Origin of the sequence: Stratiformator vulcanicus (genome assembly GCF_007744515.1) — a bacterium.
In the GTDB taxonomy this organism is placed as follows: domain Bacteria; phylum Planctomycetota; class Planctomycetia; order Planctomycetales; family Planctomycetaceae; genus Stratiformator; species Stratiformator vulcanicus.
The window spans coordinates 4307327-4324377 of record NZ_CP036268.1; the positions used below are offsets into that span (position 1 = coordinate 4307327).

A 17051-nucleotide genomic window follows, 5' to 3' on the forward strand; every position below is an offset into this window, starting at 1 on the left:
CATCACCCTGCCCCGCAGGTAAAAACCAATGCGAAATCACATTTTCCCACAGACTCTGCTGCTGACCCTCCTCGCGACCTGTGTCACGTTCGGCCCGGCCTCCTCGGCTTGGGCACTCGACGAGGTCCTTCTTCTCGGCGACAAAGACTCGGTCCGCGGCGAGATCGAAGAAATGTCGGCCGATAAGGTCGTGTTGAAATCGGGGATTCGGACCAAAGAGGTACCGACGAGTGAAATCGAGGTCATCCGCTTCGACGCGGCACCACCGCGACTGAATCTGGTCCGCGTGCGAGAGGAGAACGGCGACCTGGCCGCAGCACTCACCGATTACCTGCAGATGCAAAGCGAAGTCACCGACCGGAACGTGAAGACCGAATTGGAATTTCTGATCGGCCGAACGCTCGCCCGCCAAGGCTTGAGCGATGCGGCCAAGCGGAAGGAAGCGATCGGCAAGTTGGAGACTTTTCGCGTCTCTTACCCCGACTTTTACCGCTATTACGATTCGCTGAACTGGCTCGGCAAGATGTACGAGGCGGACGGCAACTCGACTCAGTTGCAGTCCACGTATGAAGAATTGGGCAAGTCGCCGCTGCCGGAATTCCAACTCTCGGCGAAGCTCGCACTGGCGCGAGCGGCGTTGAAGGCCGGACAACTCGACAAGGCCGTCGCCGATTTCCAATCGGTCGCCCAAGCCCCGGCCGATACCCCGGCCCTAAAGCAGCGCAAATATGAGGCGATGCTCGGCCAGGCCGCCGTCCTGCAGCAGCAGTCGAAACATGACGAAGCCATTGCGAAGGTCGATGAAGTCGTCAGCGCATCATCTCCCAGCGACACGGCGATTCAGGCCGAAGCCTTACTGCGCAAGGGGGACAGCCTGCGATTGATGAACCAGCCGAAGGATGCGTTGCTCGCCTATTTACACGTCGACGTGCTGTTCGCCAAAGAAGCGACGTTTCACTCTGAGGCGTTGTATCGACTGGCCGAACTTTGGAACGCGGTCGGCAATACCGACCGGGCCGTCGAAGCACGGACGCAGTTGGCCGCGCTCTACCCCGACAGCAAATGGCTGAAGCAGCCGTAATTCGGACGGAGCGGAAGGTGGTAAGCGTGGTGACCGTCCGGTTAGACTTCGTTGATGCGTTGGAGAGTCAGTCAATTGTCGCGAACGGGCAATTATCACGAATGTTCGCGCCGATTGGCGGGTTATTGGCTGAATCTCTTCCGACTTTCGCGTTTGAACTACATCCTTCGAATTGTCCTTCACACCTACGAACAGCAAATCGCCTCGCGATTCCTACGGAGTTTCGTCCATGTCGCTGATGTCTCGCCTCTCGGCCGTGTCCTGGCTCGTCCTCCTTGCGACGGTGATCGCTGTCGGCTTCAACGATTTCGCTTGGGCCCAGGACGCCGATGGCGGTGCTGATCCCGGAGCCGCGGCTCCGGCTGAACCTGCCGCGCCGGCAGCCGTTCCTGCCGATGACGGAGCTGGCGGCGAGACGGAAGAAATCACGCAGGAGAGTTTTCTCTCTTGGATGATTCGGGCGTCGGGCGCGTTCGGCTTGGTGCTGCTGATCCTCTCGTTTGTGATGGTGGCCCTCATCATGATGAACATTCTGCAGGTCCGCCGGGCCAACATGCTGCCCGTCGATTTCATTGAAGACTTCGAAGGCAAATTGCAGGGCAAAGACTTTCAGGGCGCCTATGAGCTCGCCCGCACCGATGATTCGGTCATCGCCCGCGTCCTGGCAGCCGGTTTGGGCAAGCTGAACCGCGGCTACGCCGAAGCGGTCGAGGGGATGCAGGAGGTGGGTGAAGACGAGGGCATGGCGATGGAACACCGCTTGAGCTATCTCGCTCTGATTAGCGCGATCGCCCCGATGATCGGCCTGATGGGAACGGTCTGGGGGATGATTCAAAGTTTCCAGACGATCGCCCGCTCGACGACGCAACCAAAACCGGCCGAACTGGCCGACGGTATTTCGACGGCCCTGTTCACAACGCTTGAAGGTCTGATGGTGGCAATCCCCGCGATGGTCGCTTACAGCCTGCTCCGCAACCGCGTGAATCGATTTATGCTCGAGGTCGGAATCGTCAGTGAAGGACTGATGCAGCGGTTGAGCATGGCCGGCAAGGGCCGCCCTGCCTCCGGCGGCACGGCGGCAGCAACGTCGCCCGCAGCACCGCAGTCTTAACCGAGCCGGACAGAGCGTCGTCGACGAGGTCACCCGTCAGAGCATCAGCAATTCCACGTTCGCAAGCCGAATCGATCCATGAGAATTAAGAAGAAAGAAGCCGCGATCGCCGATGTCGATATGACACCGATGATCGACATCGTGTTTCAGTTGATCGCGTTCTTCATGGTGATCACGAACTTCGAAAACACGCGGGCCGATGAACGGGTGAAACTGCCGAAGGACGAACTGGCGAAGCCCCCGGAAATTGCCCGCGAAGATGACCTGTTGCTCAACATCGGATACATCCGCAATCAGCAGGGGGAGAAGCAGTCAGACGCCCTGCTCTTTTACGGCGATGGCGAAACCTACCCGGTGCTCGAAATCGGCCCCGTGTTGGAACGCGAGGTGAAGTACTTTAAAGACCTCGGGACGGAAGCGGACGACGTGACGATCGTGATCCGTTCCGACGCGGAGATTCCGACCGGCCTCGTTCAAGAGACGATTAAATTTTCGCAGGAAGCGGGCTTCTCCAAATTCGCGTTGAAGGCCACGCAAAAAGTCGAGTGACAATCTGACTTAAAACGTAGGGCGGGCTGTGCCCGCCACGTGTTACTTATTAACGGATCGATTCAACCCATCTGATCTCGGCGGGCACAGCCCGCCCTACCAATGCCGCAACATGAAGTTTCGACACTCCAATAAGAAGGCGGAGAAAATCGAGCCGCAGATGGCTCCGATGATCGACGTCGTCTTTCAGCTACTGATTTTCTTCATGCTCACGCTGAAAATCATTGAGCCGGAGGGAGACTTCAATATCAACATGCCGATCGGTCAGTCACAGGAATCGGCGAGCGAGCCGTTGCTGCCCGATATCAAGGTCCGCATGGTCGCGACACCCGACGGTGACTTGGCGAGCCTCGAATTGAACCGCCGGAAGCTGGGCAATGGTCCGGAGGCGTTCGAGCGACTCAACGGCGAAATTCTGCGGATTCTCGGCAATCCGAATGACCCGGCCAATGCCGATATCGAGGTCGAACTCGACGCGGATTATAACCTGAATTACCGCTACACGGTCGAAGCGATTTCCGCCGTGAGGGGCCGGCTCGACCCGTCGTCCGGGCAGGTTGTCTCGTACGTCGAGAAAATCAAATTCGCCCCGCCCCGTCGCCCCGAAGCCGGCGGCTAACGCGCGCCGCGATGACGCTCACCCCATCTCCAAAGCCCACGGGCCACGCCCCGTGGGTCCCACGATTGTGCTCACGCTGCGCGACTCTCCCGTCACGCCGCCCACAGCGCAACCGCATTGCCCACAATCACGACGATCAGCCCGAGCATCAACGCCGGCGTCGCCGTTGAAGCGGACTCGTCCTGCAAAAACCGTTGAAGCATCGAGAAGCGGTGGTCCGGTGGCAATGGTCACTCCGGCAGTGCTGGTTCGTGGGATGCGATCGATTACCGCGATCGAAATGATCGTAAGGGGGAGTCGTACCATTCGCCAGCACTGATCCTGTCGTCTTGTGAGATGGTTTCTCCGGCGTTAAGGTCGCCCGATTCGCTCACCTGTCTGACGATCTGACCTGTCATGTCACGTATCAACGTTACGGACCTCAAGGACGGCGACAACGTCGAAGAGGTCTACCTTCTGGCTGAAAAGTCTCTGCGAGCCAATCGCAATGCGAATCTCTATCTACTCGCTCAACTGCGCGATAAGACCGGCACAATCAGCGGTCTGCAGTGGAACGTGACGGAGGGGTCGACGGACGATTTCTCCGCGGGTGACTTCGTGCGGGCCAAAGGCAAGGTGCAGGTCTATCAGGGCGGCCTGCAGATGATCGTCACGGGGCTTAAGAAGTTCCCGGCCGACGGGCTTGACCCCGCCGACTTCCAACCGGAGCCCGGCGCGGATGTCACCAAGCTGCTGGAACGACTTCGGGAGATCATGCTGGGCGTCGGCGATCCGAACTTGAAGGCGGTGATGGAAGCCTTCCTGGCGGATGAAGAACTGGTCGCGTCGCTGTGCGCTGCGCCCGCGGGTATCAAGGCCCATCATGCCTACACCGGGGGACTGATCGAGCACATGGTCAACATGCTCGAAGTGGCCACGTTGATCGAGCCACGCTACCCAATGCTCAATCACGACGTCCTCAAGCTCGGCGTGTTTCTGCACGATCTCGGCAAAGTTCGGGAACTCGAATACGAAACGTCGTTCGCTTACACCGACGAGGGGCAACTCCTCGGCCATATGCAGATCGGCTGCGAGCTGCTCGATGAGAAGATCGCCGCTGCGGAAACGGCGACCGGCGAATCGTTCCCGAAGCCGCTGCGGCTGCACTTGAAGCATCTGATCCTCAGCCATCACGGCACCGAAGAGTTCGGCAGCCCCAAAGTGCCGATGACCCCCGAAGCCGTCGCCCTGCACCACCTCGACGCGCTCGACGCCAAGGTGAACGAATTCAGCCGAACAATCGAAGAGGACCCCAACTCCGATTCCAACTGGACGCCGTTCAACCCGCGGATGGGTCGGAAGCTTTACAAGGGGTCGAGGGGCGAGAGTCAAGAGTCGAGTACGTAAGCTCATGTCGCGCCGGAAGGGGCGTGTCCGCTGACTCTTGCTGACGAGAGCGATCTTCGGCTTCCATCGACCTGAATCCGGCCATAAGATTCCGGTATGCCAACTGTCTCAGAAGCGGACATCTTGAGTGAAGTCGTCAATCTTGGCGATGACGCTCTGACTCCGGACGCTGCCCGAGCCATCTTGGGCTGGAAGTTCAGCGATAAGGCCACGGGGCGGATGAGGGACCTCGTGCTTAAGGCCAATGCTGGCGATCTGAATGACGAAGAGTCCATGGAACTCGATCGTTACCGTCGCGTCGGCTTGCTGGTCGACATCGCACGCGCGAAAGCGGCATCGACGCTGGCCGAATAGGACGCCATGAATTTGCCTGCGGCAATTCGGCAGCAGGTTGTAGAGCGAGCGAATCAGCAATGCGAGTATTGCGGTATTCCGCAAGAGCAGACAATCGCACCGCATGAGGTCGATCATATCCGCTCGCTGAAGCACGGCGGACGCTCCGAGACCGAAAACTTGTGCCTCGCATGCTTCTACTGCAACTCATTTAAGGGCAGCGATATTGCCACGATTGATCCGTCAACGGATGAATTGGTTCGACTATTCAGTCCACGGCTCGATCGCCGGGATGAACACTTCCGCTGGGAAATGACCGAGTTAGTCGGTCGAACTCCCGTCAGGCGAGGAACCGTCACTCTGCTGCAAATTAATTTGCCAGAGCGTCGCGAGCATCGACGACTTCTCGCTCGATTCGGTGCGTTTCCTTTCTCGCCGCGACCGTCCCTGTAACGATTTCCTATTCTTTTCGTCAATCTTAAGCGTAGAGTGTGCTCAAGACCGCCAATTTGCACTGTGACAAACGCACCAAAAACACCTTTTGATTCCCACCAGTGAGCCCCTCTTCGCGATGGAACGCCGAATTGTTGAACTGCTGCATTCTCCCGGATACAAGCCGGTCAAACCGGCCGCGATTGCCCGCAAACTCGGGCTGACGAAAAAGCATGGCGGGGAGTTCCGAACAGCGCTGGCGAATCTGATGCACGCGGGGACGGTCGTCGAAGATCGCAAAGGGCGACTCCGTCGCATGTCCGAACCGGGACAGTTCGTCGGGATTTACAAGAAGACCCGCAAGGGAGGCTTCGTCACCGAGCGTGCAGAACCGGGCGGCGATTCTAATCACGAGCCGCGGGAAGCCTTTATTCCGCCCGAGGATTCGCTCGACGCCGCCGATCGCGACGAGGTGTCGGTTGAAGTCCGCAATCGTCGCGGCTCCTTCGGCAAGCGATACGGGCGGATCGTCGAGGTGTTACAACGCGCCCGGCACAATTTCGTCGGCACTTATCTTGAAAAAAGCGGCAAGGGTTTTGTGCGGGTCGACGGCAACGCGTTCGACATGTTGGTCGAAGTCGGCGATCCCGGCGCGAAGGGCGCCCGGCAGGAAGACAAAGTCGTCATCGAGATGCTGCGCTTCCCGCGGCATGAGCGCCGCGGCGAAGCGGTGTTGGTCGAGGTCCTGGGTAAAGCGGGTGAGCCGGGCGTCGATACGCAAACGATCATCCACGAATACGGTTTGCCGACCGAGTTCAGCACCGAAGTGCTTGAAGACGCCTCGGAACAAGCCGACCGGTTCGACGAAACCGATCTAAATGGCCGGGTCGACCTGACCAAAGAGACGATCGTCACGATCGATCCCGTCGACGCCCGCGACTTCGACGATGCGATTTCGCTGCGTCGATCCAAAGACGGTCACTGGCACCTCGGCGTGCATATCGCGGATGTCTCGACCTTCGTCCAACCCAATTCGGCTCTCGACCGATCGGCGAAGCAGCGGGGGACCAGCGTCTACCTGCCGGGGCGGGTCATCCCGATGCTGCCGGAGGTGATCTCGAACGGCCTTGCCAGTTTGCAGCAGGGCAAGGTCCGTTACACGAAGTCGGCCCTCATGGAGTTCAATGCCGAAGGCATTCCCGTCGGCATGAGATACGAGAACACCGCGATCAAGGTCACGCGGCGGTTTGCGTATGAAGAGGTCATGCCGATCGTCAATGAGCCGGACAAATACAAGGCGACGGTCTCGGCGAAGATTCGAAAGTTGCTCGTCGAGATGTACGATCTCGCGATGCTGCTGCGGCAGCGCCGGTTCGCCGCCGGGGCCATCGAACTCTTTCTGCCGGAGGTCAAACTCGTTCTCGATCGCGACAGCCAGGTCGAGGGGGCGGAGGAAATCCCGCACGACCCGAGCCATCAGATTATTGAAGAATTCATGTTGGCCGCGAATGTCGCGATCGCGACCGAAATGCACGACAAGGGCATCCCGCTGATCCGGCGGGCCCATCCGGAACCGGACGAGAAAAAGCTGAAGGATTTCGCGGAGTTCGTCGGAACACTCGACTACCGCCTAAAGCAATATCAAAGCCGAGAGGCCCTGCAGGAACTGCTTCAACAGGTCAAAGGGGAACCGCAGGAGCGAGCCGTCAATTACGCGATGCTCCGCAGTTTGAAGCAGGCCGTCTACACCGCGAAGGAAGAGGGCCACTACGCACTCGCGTTCGAGCACTACTGCCACTTCACCAGCCCGATCCGCCGCTACGCCGACCTCGTGGTGCATCGGACGATCAATGAGTTATTGACGCAGGGCAAGTACCGCGGATCGGGTCCGCGGGAGTTAGAGCGGATCGCAACGCATTGCTCTGACATGTCCCGGCGGGCCGAAGCCGCCGAGCGCGATCTCGTCAAACTCAAGCTGCTGCAATTCATGCAGACGCGAGTCGGGCAGACGTTTCACGCGGTCATCACGGGCGTCGAACGCTTCGGCTTCTTCGCCCGGGGAATCGAGATTCCCTTTGAAGGCATGGCTCACATTTCGGCGGTGGAGGACGCGCTCGGCGAGATCGTCGACTACGACTCGTCGGCATTCGCCCTCGTGGCCCGTCGATCGGGCCGCACGTTTCGCCTGGGTGAGCCGATCGAAATCGAAGTCACGCTGGTCGACGTCGCCACACGAAAACTTGACCTGAAGCCGCTGAAGGCATCCGCCGGCGAACGGCCAAAAAAGCGAAAACAGAAAGAACAGACGGACTCCCCGCCAAAGCACGAGAAAAAGGGTCCCCGCAACAAGAACCCGAAGCGAAATCGCAAGAGCAAGCGAAGGGGGCGGAAGTAGTCGATCCGTCGATCCGACTGTCGCAGAGCTAGCGAGTCCTAGTCTATAATTCTCAATTGTGCTGGCCACAAACAGAAGGACGATGCTGTGTCGACCACCGTAACCCTGGTGACCGTTGAAGAGTTCGCGAAATTTGCCGACCGACCGGAGAACGTGGACCGCTTCTTCGAGTTGGACGAAGGGGAGATCGTCGAATTGTCTCGGCCCCAATTAGTACACGGCCTCGTATGTGCCGTTCTTGTGCAAATACTTCGAAACTATGCCGCAAGACGCGAGAATTTACAGGTTTGTTCGAACGATGCGGGGGTTATTCTCTCCCGCGATCCGGGCACCGTGCGCGGCCCCGATGTTTTCGTATTTGAGTCTGAACAATCGCTTGCCGAACTGATGAATCGCACCGGCTGGCTCGAGACGCCTCCACTGCTAGTGGTCGAGGTGCTTTCCCCATCGAACACGCACGGTGAAATCTCTCGGAAAGTCTCTCAATATTTGGCATCCGGCGTACGCTTGGTCTGGGTAATCGATCCGCAAGGCCGCGAATTGACGTCGCACCGAGCGGGGACCGCCCCGGATGTATTCGGCGCTGAGTCGGAAGCCCGCTTCCCGGAACTGCCTGACCTGTGCGTCCGCGTTGCCGAGTTCTTTGGCGGTTTGCCCGAATAAGGCGACAATTGCAGCGTGACCCCGGCTTCCTATAATCGGTGGGACGCTCCTACTTCGCGTCACCTTCCTCCGAATCGTTCACGCCTCCAATCCTCCGGGTCAATCCGTGTCGCGCGTTGCCAAGGTTCTGAGTTCGTCGATCGGCAAGAAGTTCGTGATGGGAATCACGGGCCTGCTCCTGTGCGGGTTCCTTGTCGGGCATCTCGGCGGGAATTTTCTGATTTATCTCGGCCCCGATTGGATCAACGCCTACGCGACCAAACTGCACGCGCTCGGCCCCATCCTGATCCTGATCGAAATCGGCCTCGCGGCGATTTTCGTGGTCCATATCGTGATGGCCTATAAGCTGACCGCGGAATATCGAGCGGCCCGTCCGAAGGAGTACGAGAAAAAAGAAACGAAGCAGGAGAAAAGCGTTTGGTGGAAGGCACCGAACACCTGGATGGTGATCTCCGGGACGATTGCCTTGGCCTTTTTGATCCTGCACATGATTGATATGCGGTACGGCTGGCGGCCCGTCGTTGACCCGACGTTTGGCGGCTATAACGAACACGGCGGTTGGCACAATGAGCCGACCGAAGAACACCCGGTCGTCCACGTTTACAATCGCACGATTTCGATTCTGCAAACGCCGCTGAGCGCGATCCTCTACACACTCGGTGTGATTTTCATCGGATTCCACCTGTCACACGGGTTCCAAAGCGGATTTCGATCCCTTGGTTTTGCGCATCCCGTTTACAGCAAGGCGCTCAGTTGGTTGGGCAACGCGTTCGCGATCGTTGTGACGGTCGGCTTCGCCAGTTTCCCCGTGTGGGTGTGGGCATTCGGGATTGAGCCGATTCCGCTCGAAGAAGGGCCGCACAGCGCAGCGTCCGCATCGGCTGAAGAGATCGAAGAATCGATACTCAGTCGATCGGCCGCAGCAGGCAGCACAATCGCCGACAGTTCACCGGCAGGCAGTACAAGTGACGCAGGTGCCGAATAACCGGTCGACCAAGAGCCGGTTTTCGGAATAATTCATCGCCGGTCGGAAGCACGACCCGATCGGTCGAACAATCATCACGGATCGCAGGATCGTTCAAATGGCGACCGTCAACGAAAATATTGCGACAGGCTCCTCAATCGATGCACGCGTCCCCGAGGGGGCGATGCACGAAAAGTGGGAGACGCGCATCAAGCAGATGAAGCTCGTCAATCCGGCGAATAAACGGAAGTTCGAGATCATCGTGGTCGGGACCGGCTTGGCCGGGGCTTCGGCTTCTGCTGCGTTGGGAGAGCTCGGCTATCACGTCAAAACGTTCTGCATCAATGATTCGCCACGTCGGGCCCACAGCATCGCGGCTCAAGGCGGGATTAACGCGGCAAAGAACTATCCGAACGACGGCGACAGCGTGTGGCGGCTGTTTTACGACACCGTCAAAGGGGGCGACTACCGCTCCCGCGAATCGAACGTCTACCGCCTCGCTCAAGTCAGCAACAAGATCATCGACCACTGCGTGGCCTTAGGAGTCCCATTCGCCCGGGAATACGGGGGAACGCTGACCAACCGCAGCTTCGGCGGTGCGCAGGTCTCGCGGACGTTCTACGCCCGAGGGCAAACCGGTCAGCAGTTGCTGCTCGGGGCCTACGCGGCGATGAATCGCCAAATTCAAACCGGTAAGGTTGAGACCTTTCCGAAGCGGGAGATGATGGACCTGATTGTCGTCGATGGCGTGGCCCGCGGCGTGATCATGCGAAACCTCGTCACGGGCGAGTTCGAAACGCATCTCGGCGACGCCGTCTGCCTGTGCACCGGTGGGTACGGCAATGTCTACTACCTCTCAACAAACGCCAAGAACTGTAACGTCACCGCCGCTTGGCGATGCCATAAGCGCGGGGCTTATTTCGCGAACCCGTGTTACACGCAGATTCACCCGACCTGCATCCCGGCCTCCGGGAGCTATCAGTCAAAACTGACGTTGATGAGCGAAAGCCTTCGCAACGACGGCCGGATCTGGGTACCGAAGGCTAAGGGTGACAAGCGACCGGCGAATCAGATTCCGGAAGACGAACGCGACTACTATCTGGAGGAGCGGTACCCTTCGTTCGGAAACCTGGTCCCGCGCGACGTCGCCAGCCGTGCCGCGAAAGAGCGATGTGATGCCGGATACGGCGTCGGTGCGACCGGTCAAGCGGTCTACCTCGATTTCCGTGACGCCATCGAACGGGACGGCAAGCAGACCGTCGCCGCGAAATACGGCAATCTCTTCCAGATGTATGAGGAGATCACGGCCGAGGACCCCTATCAGGTGCCGATGCGGATTTACCCGGCAGTCCACTACACGATGGGCGGCCTGTGGGTCGACTACGACCTGCAAAGCACGGTCCCCGGTTTGTTCGTGCTCGGCGAAGCGAATTTCTCCGACCACGGAGCGAACAGGCTCGGCGCCAGCGCACTGATGCAGGGACTCTCTGATGGGTACTTCGTGATCCCCTACACGATTGGTAATCATCTGGCGTCTTCGAAGCTCGAGAAAGTCACTGAAGATCACCCGGCCTGCAAAGAAGCGATGGTCGAGGCGCGGAATAAGATCGAGTCGCTGATCAACGTGAACGGCTCGAAAACAGTCGACAGTTTCCACAGACGTCTCGGCGCGATCATGTGGGACTACTGCGGCATGGCGCGGACGGCCGAGGGGCTGCAAACCGCGTCGGAACGCATCCGAGAGTTGCGAGAGGAATTCTGGAACGATGTGAAGGTCCTCGGTTCCGGTGCGGACTTCAATCAGAACCTCGAACATGCCGGTCGGGTGGCCGACTTCCTGGAGTTCGCCGAACTGTTCGCCCACGATGCCCTGCACCGAGAAGAGAGTTGCGGCGGACACTTCCGCGAAGAACATCAGACACCCGAAGGCGAAGCCAAACGCGACGACGAGAACTTCAAGTACGTCGCCGCGTGGGAATTCAAAGGGGTCGGAGAACAAGAAACGTTACACAAAGAAGAGCTCGACTTCGTCGAGTGCAAGCCGTCGACCCGCAGCTACAAGTGACAATGAAAGCGGAGAGCGGAAAGCCGAAAGCGGAACAAGACAGCGAACTGACCATCAACATCCGCGGCTCGCTACTACCTACAATCTCCTAACTCCTGATCCTTCTCATGATCGCTCCCACCGACGACTCGCTGATGCGAATCAAACTCAAGGTCTGGCGACAGGCCGGCCCCGATCAGCCGGGACGGCTCGAAACGCATGAGGTCGAGGACGTCAATCCCGACATGTCGTTTCTCGAGATGCTCGACGTCCTCAACGAAAAACTGATGCTCGAGGGAAAGGAGCCGATCGCCTTCGACCACGACTGCCGCGAGGGAATTTGCGGCACCTGTGGCGTGATGATCGATGGTCAGGCTCACGGCCCGAACAGGAACTCACCGACCTGCCAGCTTCGCATGCGGTCCTACAAGGATGGCGACACCATTTTGGCGGAGCCATTCCGGGCCAAAGCGTTCCCCGTCCTGAAAGACCTGGTCGTCGATCGCAGCTCGTTCGATCGGCTGCAGCAATCGGGCGGGTACGTTTCGGTCAATACCGGCAACGCTCCGGACGCCAACGCGATTCCGGTGCCGCAAAAGATCGCCGAGCACGCGATGAGCAACGCCGCCTGCATCGGGTGCGGCGCGTGCGTGGCGGCGTGCAAGAACGCGTCAGCGGCGCTGTTCGTGGGGGCAAAGGTCTCTCATCTGTCTTTCCTGCCACAGGGCAAAGGCGAGCGACACGAGCGAGTCCTCAACATGGTCGCCAAAATGGATGAAGAAGGTTTCGGAGCTTGCACCAACACGAGTGAATGTCAGGCAGCCTGCCCCGCAGGTATCTCGGTGCAAGCCATCGCGAAGATGAATCGCGAATACATGGCGGCATCGTTGCTCGCCGAAGAGTAGTGCGCACTCGGCTAGGGTTGGCGTTTCCAAACAATCGTGTCGGCCTCAACCGCGGCGCCAGCCACTATCGACAAATTACACTTGGTGTAGCACCCTCGTCGAGAACGCTTATCATCAAAGCCCACGGGTGACCCCCGTGGGCCTTTTTGTGTTCAAACTCTCATTCTGCCGAAGTTCATGCTCGAAACCGCGCTCCACGCCAAGCACGTCGCCTTGGGCGGCACCATGGTCGAATTCGGCGGCTGGTCGATGCCGCTGAAGTATTCATCGATCACTGAGGAACATCATGCCGTCCGCAAAACGTGCGGGTTGTTCGACATTAGCCACATGGGTCGGCTGCTATTCACCGGACCCGATGCCACCGCCTTCATTGATTCGCTCGTGACGATCGACGTGACGAAGCTCGCCGTTGGTCGGATCAAATATGCCCTTGTGTGTAACGAGATCGGCGGGGTTCTTGATGACATCCTCGTCTATCGCGTGGACGAGGGAGCGTACCTGCTGGTGGTCAATGCCTCGAACCGGGAGAAAATCCTCGGCTGGATCGAACGACATCGCCGCGACGCAAATTTTGAAGTCGACGATCGTACTTTTAATACCGTTATGCTTGCTCCGCAGGGTCCGCAAGCAAAGGCGATTGTGACCAAGCTTTTCGGCGAGGATATCGTCGGCGCGATGAGATACTACCGCTGCGCCGAAATCGAATATAAAGGTCAATCGGCCCTGCTGAGCCGAACCGGTTACACCGGCGAAGACGGCTTCGAGATTACGCTTCGCGACGACACTCAGGGCGAGGCGTTGTGGGAGCAATTAATCGATGCCGGGTGCATCCCGGCCGGGCTGGGCTGCCGGGACACGCTCCGCCTCGAAGCCGCGATGCCGCTCTACGGGCACGAGTTGACCGAGGAGATTGATCCGCTGACCGCCGGCCTCGACTTCGCCGTCAATCTCAACGCGGGGGACTTCATCGGCAAAGAGGCCCTCACGAGTATCGAAGCCCGAGAAGACCGCAGGCAACGGGTCGGACTCGAACTTTCCGGTAGACGCATTGCTCGTGAGGGTTGCGTGCTGATTGCCGACGGTCGGCAGATCGGGTTGGTCACCTCGGGCACTTTCTCACCGACGTTGGAGAAGAGCATCGCGATGGGCTACGTCGACGCCGACCACGCGGCCGTCGGGACGCAGCTCGAAGTCGACATCCGCCGCAAACAGGAACCGGCGACAGTGGTCGCGCTGCCCTTCTACCAGCGGCAGCGCTGAAACAGGCCACCGGATTGCGATATCTCGGCTTGGTCTTTCAGGACTCAGTTTGACGGATCGATTGAAGGATGCCCGGACGCACCATCGCCATCGGGGATGTGCATGGCTTTGACCAACCCCTCGAAACACTCATCGATCGGCTCGATCTCGGAGCCGACGACTTTGTCGTCCAACTTGGCGACATCTGTGACCGCGGACCGAATACCCGCCGGTGCATCGATCTGTTGAGGGAACTGTCGGAACATTGCCGCGTCGCAATCGTCTTGGGAAATCATGACGAGATGATGCTGACCGCCTGTGGCCGGATCGACGGACACGGTGGCGACTATTGGCACGAAGTCGGGGGAGCGGAGACGATCTCGTCGTACGGCTCATCCACAAAAGATGTGAGTCCGGCCCATCTCGACTATCTCATGCAAGCGCGACCGTATGTTGAGACCGACTCGCATCTCTTCGTCCATGCCAACTGGGAATTCGATATTCCGGGGGCCTCGCAGCCGGCCGTCATGTTGAGATGGCAGAAGATCGACGGAGCCGAGCCAGCCCTTCCGGACGGCCGGCGCATTGTGTGCGGGCACACCGCTCAAAAGTCGAAGCGGCCGTTGATGTGGCCAGGCTGGGTTTGCATCGACACCCGCGTCTATGCCGAGGATGGCCGATTGACCGCCCTCGATGTCGACAGCGATCTCGTTTATCAGGTCGGAACGAAGGGTCGTGTCTTTGATCCCGTTCCGCTCGACGAAATTGCCTTGGAGCCGTAGGTTGCGGTGATCTGTCGACCGATCGCTCTGCGTGACGGAGTCATTTCTCGCGAGTGCACTATGCCGAACTTGATCAATGCCCCGACCGTCGTCCCCGCTGCGGGAGAGCCTCCGAAGATCATTCGTGAGTTCTTTGGCCGGGTCAATTCCGGCGACTCCGGCGTTAGTATCGCCCGCATGACGAGTCCCGCCGGTTGGGTTGAACCGGGCCAGCGACCGGAGTTCGACGAGTACACGCTCGTCCTCACCGGAATGTTGCGTGTCGAATGCGAGGGCGGACCGTTTGAAGTTCGAGCGGGACAGGCCATTCACACCCGGCCGGGCGAGTGGGTCCGTTACAGCACGCCGGAAGAAGGCGGCGCGGAGTACCTCGCCGTCTGCACGCCCGCGTTTTCGCCGGAAACGGTGCATCGCGACGAATAGATGGTCATTCTAATCCGCTCACGGTAATGTCGGCGGATCGATCGCAGGTTCCTTGCTGATGGTGAAGTCCTTTGCTTACGATCGATCTATTACCCCCAACCCATGATCCAACCGAATTAAAGATTGAGATTGCCTTGGAATTCGCTGCTTGGGCGTTAGGGATAGGGCGTTGATTTCCCCATCTCCCTCGGGAAAAGGGGGCCGACAGGCCGGATGAGGGCACGTCCGTGCCTATGTGCCTGCGGCAGCGTAAATGTGTTCGCTTTAATAATTTGCCCCCCCACCGTCCCTTCTCCCTCGGGAGAAGGTGGCCGATAGGCCGGATGAGGGGCCGCGGGGGCGGTGATCAAACGGCATTGATGAATGTTATTGTGGCTGGCCAGAGAGCGTTGTGAGTGCGGCTTCAATTGGCGCCGCCGCTGCGCTCCCCTCACCCCGACCCTCTCCCAAGGGAGAGGGAGTAGTGGACAACACGGCTCATTCCGGTCCCCGTTCATGTCAAATAGAAGTGGGTAATCAATAGCGCTTGTGCCGCGGGCTTGTGTCCGGTGTCCCTTGTTGGCGCGGCAGGCCGGAGTCGATAAGCCCGGCGTCATCTTCAAGTGACTAAAATTATTCGAAAGCCGATTGAATGTCTGATCTGCGCATTGCCGTCTCCGGAGCCGCGGGCCGCATGGGCCGCCGCGTTATCGCCCAGGTGCTGGGACAAGAAGGGATGACCCTCGCGGCGGCCGTCGACGGACCGAACAGCGAGTTCCTCGATCAGGACGCGGGAACCGTCGCCGGAGTGGGCGAGGCCGGGATTCCAATCACCTCCGAATACGGCGACGGGATCGACGCGATCATCGACTTCTCGACGCCTCCCGGGCTGGAGCAGGCGGCGAATTTCTCGATCGAGCGTGCGGTGCCGCTGGTTGCCGCGACGACCGGTCTTACCGAGTTGCAGATCGCGCTGATCGACGAAGCCGCGAAGAAAACGGCCGTCGTGTTTGCGCCGAATATGAGCCTCGCAGTCAACCTTTGCATGAAGCTGGCCTCTGACGCCGCCGCGGCTCTGAAAGACGCGCCGGGTGGTGCCGACGTCGAAGTCGTCGAAAGGCATCACCGCTATAAAGAAGACGCCCCGAGCGGAACCGCCCTGCACTTCGGCAAACTGGTCGCCGAGCAAATGGGACAATCCAATCACGTCCACGGTCGTGACGGCCGTCCGGGAGCACGGCCCCACGATGAGATCGGCTATCATGCTCTGAGACTGGGCGACACCGTCGGTGAGCACAACGTCACTTTCGGCCTGCTCGGCGAAACGATCGAGTTGACCGTCCGGAGTCACACCCGTGACAGCTATGCAATCGGGGCGGTCGCAGCGGCGAAATTCGTCGCCGGTCGCTCGCCGGGACATTACACAATGAACGATGTCCTCGGCCTTTGATTCGGCCCTCAAGGTTCTCCCCGCTCTCGCAGTCCGCCCAGTCCTCCAAATCCGATCAATCCTTAATCTCGGCGCCATCCGGACCCGATATGAGGAGAGGGATCATCGACAGATTCCCGTTGTCAGGACCGGTCGCGTCGAGGGGAAGTCTGATGGAACAGCCGGAAGCACAACCTGATTCACAACCACTTTGGGTGAGATCGCTTGCCTGCGTGCGGAGGCGAATGCCCGTGATCGCCCTGCTGGGAATGGTCACGATCTTCGGCACCGCGGCCTGGTTATCCTCGACAAGCCAGAAGGAACATGCCGTCGATCTCGAATTGGTCGACGGTTCGGAATTCAATGTCGAAACCGATCTCGTGATCGAGTCGCGTGGTACCGACGACTCCGCAGTCAGTGGTCCGGCGCTGCTTCCGACCGAAGTCGTCGCTCGACCAATCTTTGCCGACTCGGCGATCGCCGACGAGTCGGTGGGCGGGCCGTCGCACGAGTCAATTCAGTTGGCCGTTGCCTACGAAGATGACCTCTCGAATCCTGTCGTTGAATTGATCTCGATCGACGATTCTCCCAGCGACGTTCGGCTTCGACAGGCATCGACGTCGTCTGCCCAAGTCGGCCAGTCATTGGAACAGCGTCCCGCTTGGCTGACCGGCCGGATCGAGTCGATCGATTAACCGCGGCACAGTGCCAGAGGTT

The 17051-nt window shown here is 59.2% G+C and carries 17 protein-coding genes; all 17 read left to right on the plus strand.

Translation table 11 applies throughout. The annotated features are described in order from the left end of the window. Positions 1–28: 28 nt before the first annotated feature. The 17 genes from Pan189_RS17140 (at position 29) to Pan189_RS17220 (ending at position 17029) form a co-directional block, all read left to right on the plus strand. Complete coding sequence (locus Pan189_RS17140) at positions 29–1081, plus strand: tetratricopeptide repeat protein (RefSeq protein WP_145365311.1); 1053 nt, start codon at positions 29–31, stop codon at positions 1079–1081. Between the two features lie 229 nt (positions 1082–1310). Next, on the plus strand, positions 1311–2192 hold the full coding sequence (locus tag Pan189_RS17145; RefSeq protein ID WP_310820697.1) for a MotA/TolQ/ExbB proton channel family protein: 882 nt from the start codon (positions 1311–1313) through the stop codon (positions 2190–2192). A gap of 78 nt (positions 2193–2270) precedes the next feature. Beyond that, positions 2271–2741 carry an ExbD/TolR family protein gene (locus Pan189_RS17150; protein WP_145365312.1) on the plus strand — a complete coding sequence of 157 codons (471 nt, stop codon included), beginning with the start codon at positions 2271–2273 and terminating at the stop codon, positions 2739–2741. 112 nt (positions 2742–2853) lie between these two features. Next, complete coding sequence (locus Pan189_RS17155) at positions 2854–3360, plus strand: ExbD/TolR family protein (protein WP_145365313.1); 507 nt, start codon at positions 2854–2856, stop codon at positions 3358–3360. A gap of 396 nt (positions 3361–3756) precedes the next feature. Beyond that, positions 3757–4746, plus strand: a complete 990-nt coding sequence (locus tag Pan189_RS17160; RefSeq protein WP_145365314.1) for a 3'-5' exoribonuclease YhaM family protein — start codon at positions 3757–3759, stop codon at positions 4744–4746. Positions 4747–4842: 96 nt separating this feature from the next. Next, positions 4843–5100, plus strand: coding sequence for a hypothetical protein (locus tag Pan189_RS17165; protein WP_145365315.1), 258 nt, complete (start codon positions 4843–4845; stop codon positions 5098–5100). 6 nt (positions 5101–5106) lie between these two features. Beyond that, positions 5107–5532: an HNH endonuclease gene (locus Pan189_RS17170; protein ID WP_145365316.1), complete on the plus strand. Its 426-nt coding sequence runs from the start codon at positions 5107–5109 to the stop codon at positions 5530–5532. Between the two features lie 118 nt (positions 5533–5650). Continuing rightward, positions 5651–7906, plus strand: a complete 2256-nt coding sequence (gene rnr, locus Pan189_RS17175) for a ribonuclease R (RefSeq protein ID WP_145365317.1) — start codon at positions 5651–5653, stop codon at positions 7904–7906. An 87-nt stretch (positions 7907–7993) separates the two neighbouring features. After that, the gene (locus Pan189_RS17180; RefSeq protein ID WP_310820699.1) at positions 7994–8569 is read left to right on the plus strand and encodes a Uma2 family endonuclease; all 576 of its coding nucleotides are present in this window, start codon (positions 7994–7996) and stop codon (positions 8567–8569) included. Between the two features lie 106 nt (positions 8570–8675). Continuing rightward, complete coding sequence (locus Pan189_RS17185; protein WP_145365319.1) at positions 8676–9554, plus strand: succinate dehydrogenase cytochrome b subunit; 879 nt, start codon at positions 8676–8678, stop codon at positions 9552–9554. 97 nt (positions 9555–9651) lie between these two features. Further along, positions 9652–11598, plus strand: coding sequence for a fumarate reductase/succinate dehydrogenase flavoprotein subunit (locus Pan189_RS17190; RefSeq protein ID WP_145365320.1), 1947 nt, complete (start codon positions 9652–9654; stop codon positions 11596–11598). A 134-nt stretch (positions 11599–11732) separates the two neighbouring features. Then, on the plus strand, positions 11733–12482 hold the full coding sequence (locus tag Pan189_RS17195) for a succinate dehydrogenase/fumarate reductase iron-sulfur subunit (protein WP_145366237.1): 750 nt from the start codon (positions 11733–11735) through the stop codon (positions 12480–12482). 177 nt (positions 12483–12659) lie between these two features. Next, a complete protein-coding gene (gcvT, locus tag Pan189_RS17200) occupies positions 12660–13742 on the plus strand; it encodes a glycine cleavage system aminomethyltransferase GcvT (RefSeq protein WP_145365321.1) in 1083 nt (360 codons plus the stop codon). 68 nt (positions 13743–13810) lie between these two features. After that, positions 13811–14503, plus strand: a complete 693-nt coding sequence (locus Pan189_RS17205) for a metallophosphoesterase (protein WP_145365322.1) — start codon at positions 13811–13813, stop codon at positions 14501–14503. A 60-nt stretch (positions 14504–14563) separates the two neighbouring features. Continuing rightward, a complete protein-coding gene (locus Pan189_RS17210; protein WP_145365323.1) occupies positions 14564–14926 on the plus strand; it encodes a cupin domain-containing protein in 363 nt (120 codons plus the stop codon). A gap of 631 nt (positions 14927–15557) precedes the next feature. Continuing rightward, positions 15558–16355 (plus strand): 4-hydroxy-tetrahydrodipicolinate reductase, encoded by a 798-nt coding sequence (gene dapB, locus Pan189_RS17215; protein WP_145365324.1) that lies wholly within the window; start codon positions 15558–15560, stop codon positions 16353–16355. 224 nt (positions 16356–16579) lie between these two features. Further along, positions 16580–17029 carry a hypothetical protein gene (locus Pan189_RS17220; RefSeq protein WP_145365325.1) on the plus strand — a complete coding sequence of 150 codons (450 nt, stop codon included), beginning with the start codon at positions 16580–16582 and terminating at the stop codon, positions 17027–17029. Positions 17030–17051 lie beyond the last annotated feature (22 nt).

Bases quoted from the DNA above. Each gene is read 5' to 3' on its own strand.
- Pan189_RS17140 (WP_145365311.1), top strand. From the start codon at position 29: ATGCGAAATCACATTTTCCCACAGACTCTGCTGCTGACCCTCCTCGCG.
- Pan189_RS17145 (WP_310820697.1), top strand. From the start codon at position 1,311: ATGTCGCTGATGTCTCGCCTCTCGGCCGTGTCCTGGCTCGTCCTCCTT.
- Pan189_RS17150 (WP_145365312.1), top strand. From the start codon at position 2,271: ATGAGAATTAAGAAGAAAGAAGCCGCGATCGCCGATGTCGATATGACA.
- Pan189_RS17155 (WP_145365313.1), top strand. From the start codon at position 2,854: ATGAAGTTTCGACACTCCAATAAGAAGGCGGAGAAAATCGAGCCGCAG.
- Pan189_RS17160 (WP_145365314.1), top strand. From the start codon at position 3,757: ATGTCACGTATCAACGTTACGGACCTCAAGGACGGCGACAACGTCGAA.
- Pan189_RS17165 (WP_145365315.1), top strand. From the start codon at position 4,843: ATGCCAACTGTCTCAGAAGCGGACATCTTGAGTGAAGTCGTCAATCTT.
- Pan189_RS17170 (WP_145365316.1), top strand. From the start codon at position 5,107: ATGAATTTGCCTGCGGCAATTCGGCAGCAGGTTGTAGAGCGAGCGAAT.
- rnr (WP_145365317.1), top strand. From the start codon at position 5,651: ATGGAACGCCGAATTGTTGAACTGCTGCATTCTCCCGGATACAAGCCG.
- Pan189_RS17190 (WP_145365320.1), top strand. From the start codon at position 9,652: ATGGCGACCGTCAACGAAAATATTGCGACAGGCTCCTCAATCGATGCA.
- Pan189_RS17195 (WP_145366237.1), top strand. From the start codon at position 11,733: ATGCGAATCAAACTCAAGGTCTGGCGACAGGCCGGCCCCGATCAGCCG.
- gcvT (WP_145365321.1), top strand. From the start codon at position 12,660: ATGCTCGAAACCGCGCTCCACGCCAAGCACGTCGCCTTGGGCGGCACC.
- Pan189_RS17205 (WP_145365322.1), top strand. From the start codon at position 13,811: ATGCCCGGACGCACCATCGCCATCGGGGATGTGCATGGCTTTGACCAA.
- Pan189_RS17210 (WP_145365323.1), top strand. From the start codon at position 14,564: ATGCCGAACTTGATCAATGCCCCGACCGTCGTCCCCGCTGCGGGAGAG.
- dapB (WP_145365324.1), top strand. From the start codon at position 15,558: ATGTCTGATCTGCGCATTGCCGTCTCCGGAGCCGCGGGCCGCATGGGC.
- Pan189_RS17220 (WP_145365325.1), top strand. From the start codon at position 16,580: ATGCCCGTGATCGCCCTGCTGGGAATGGTCACGATCTTCGGCACCGCG.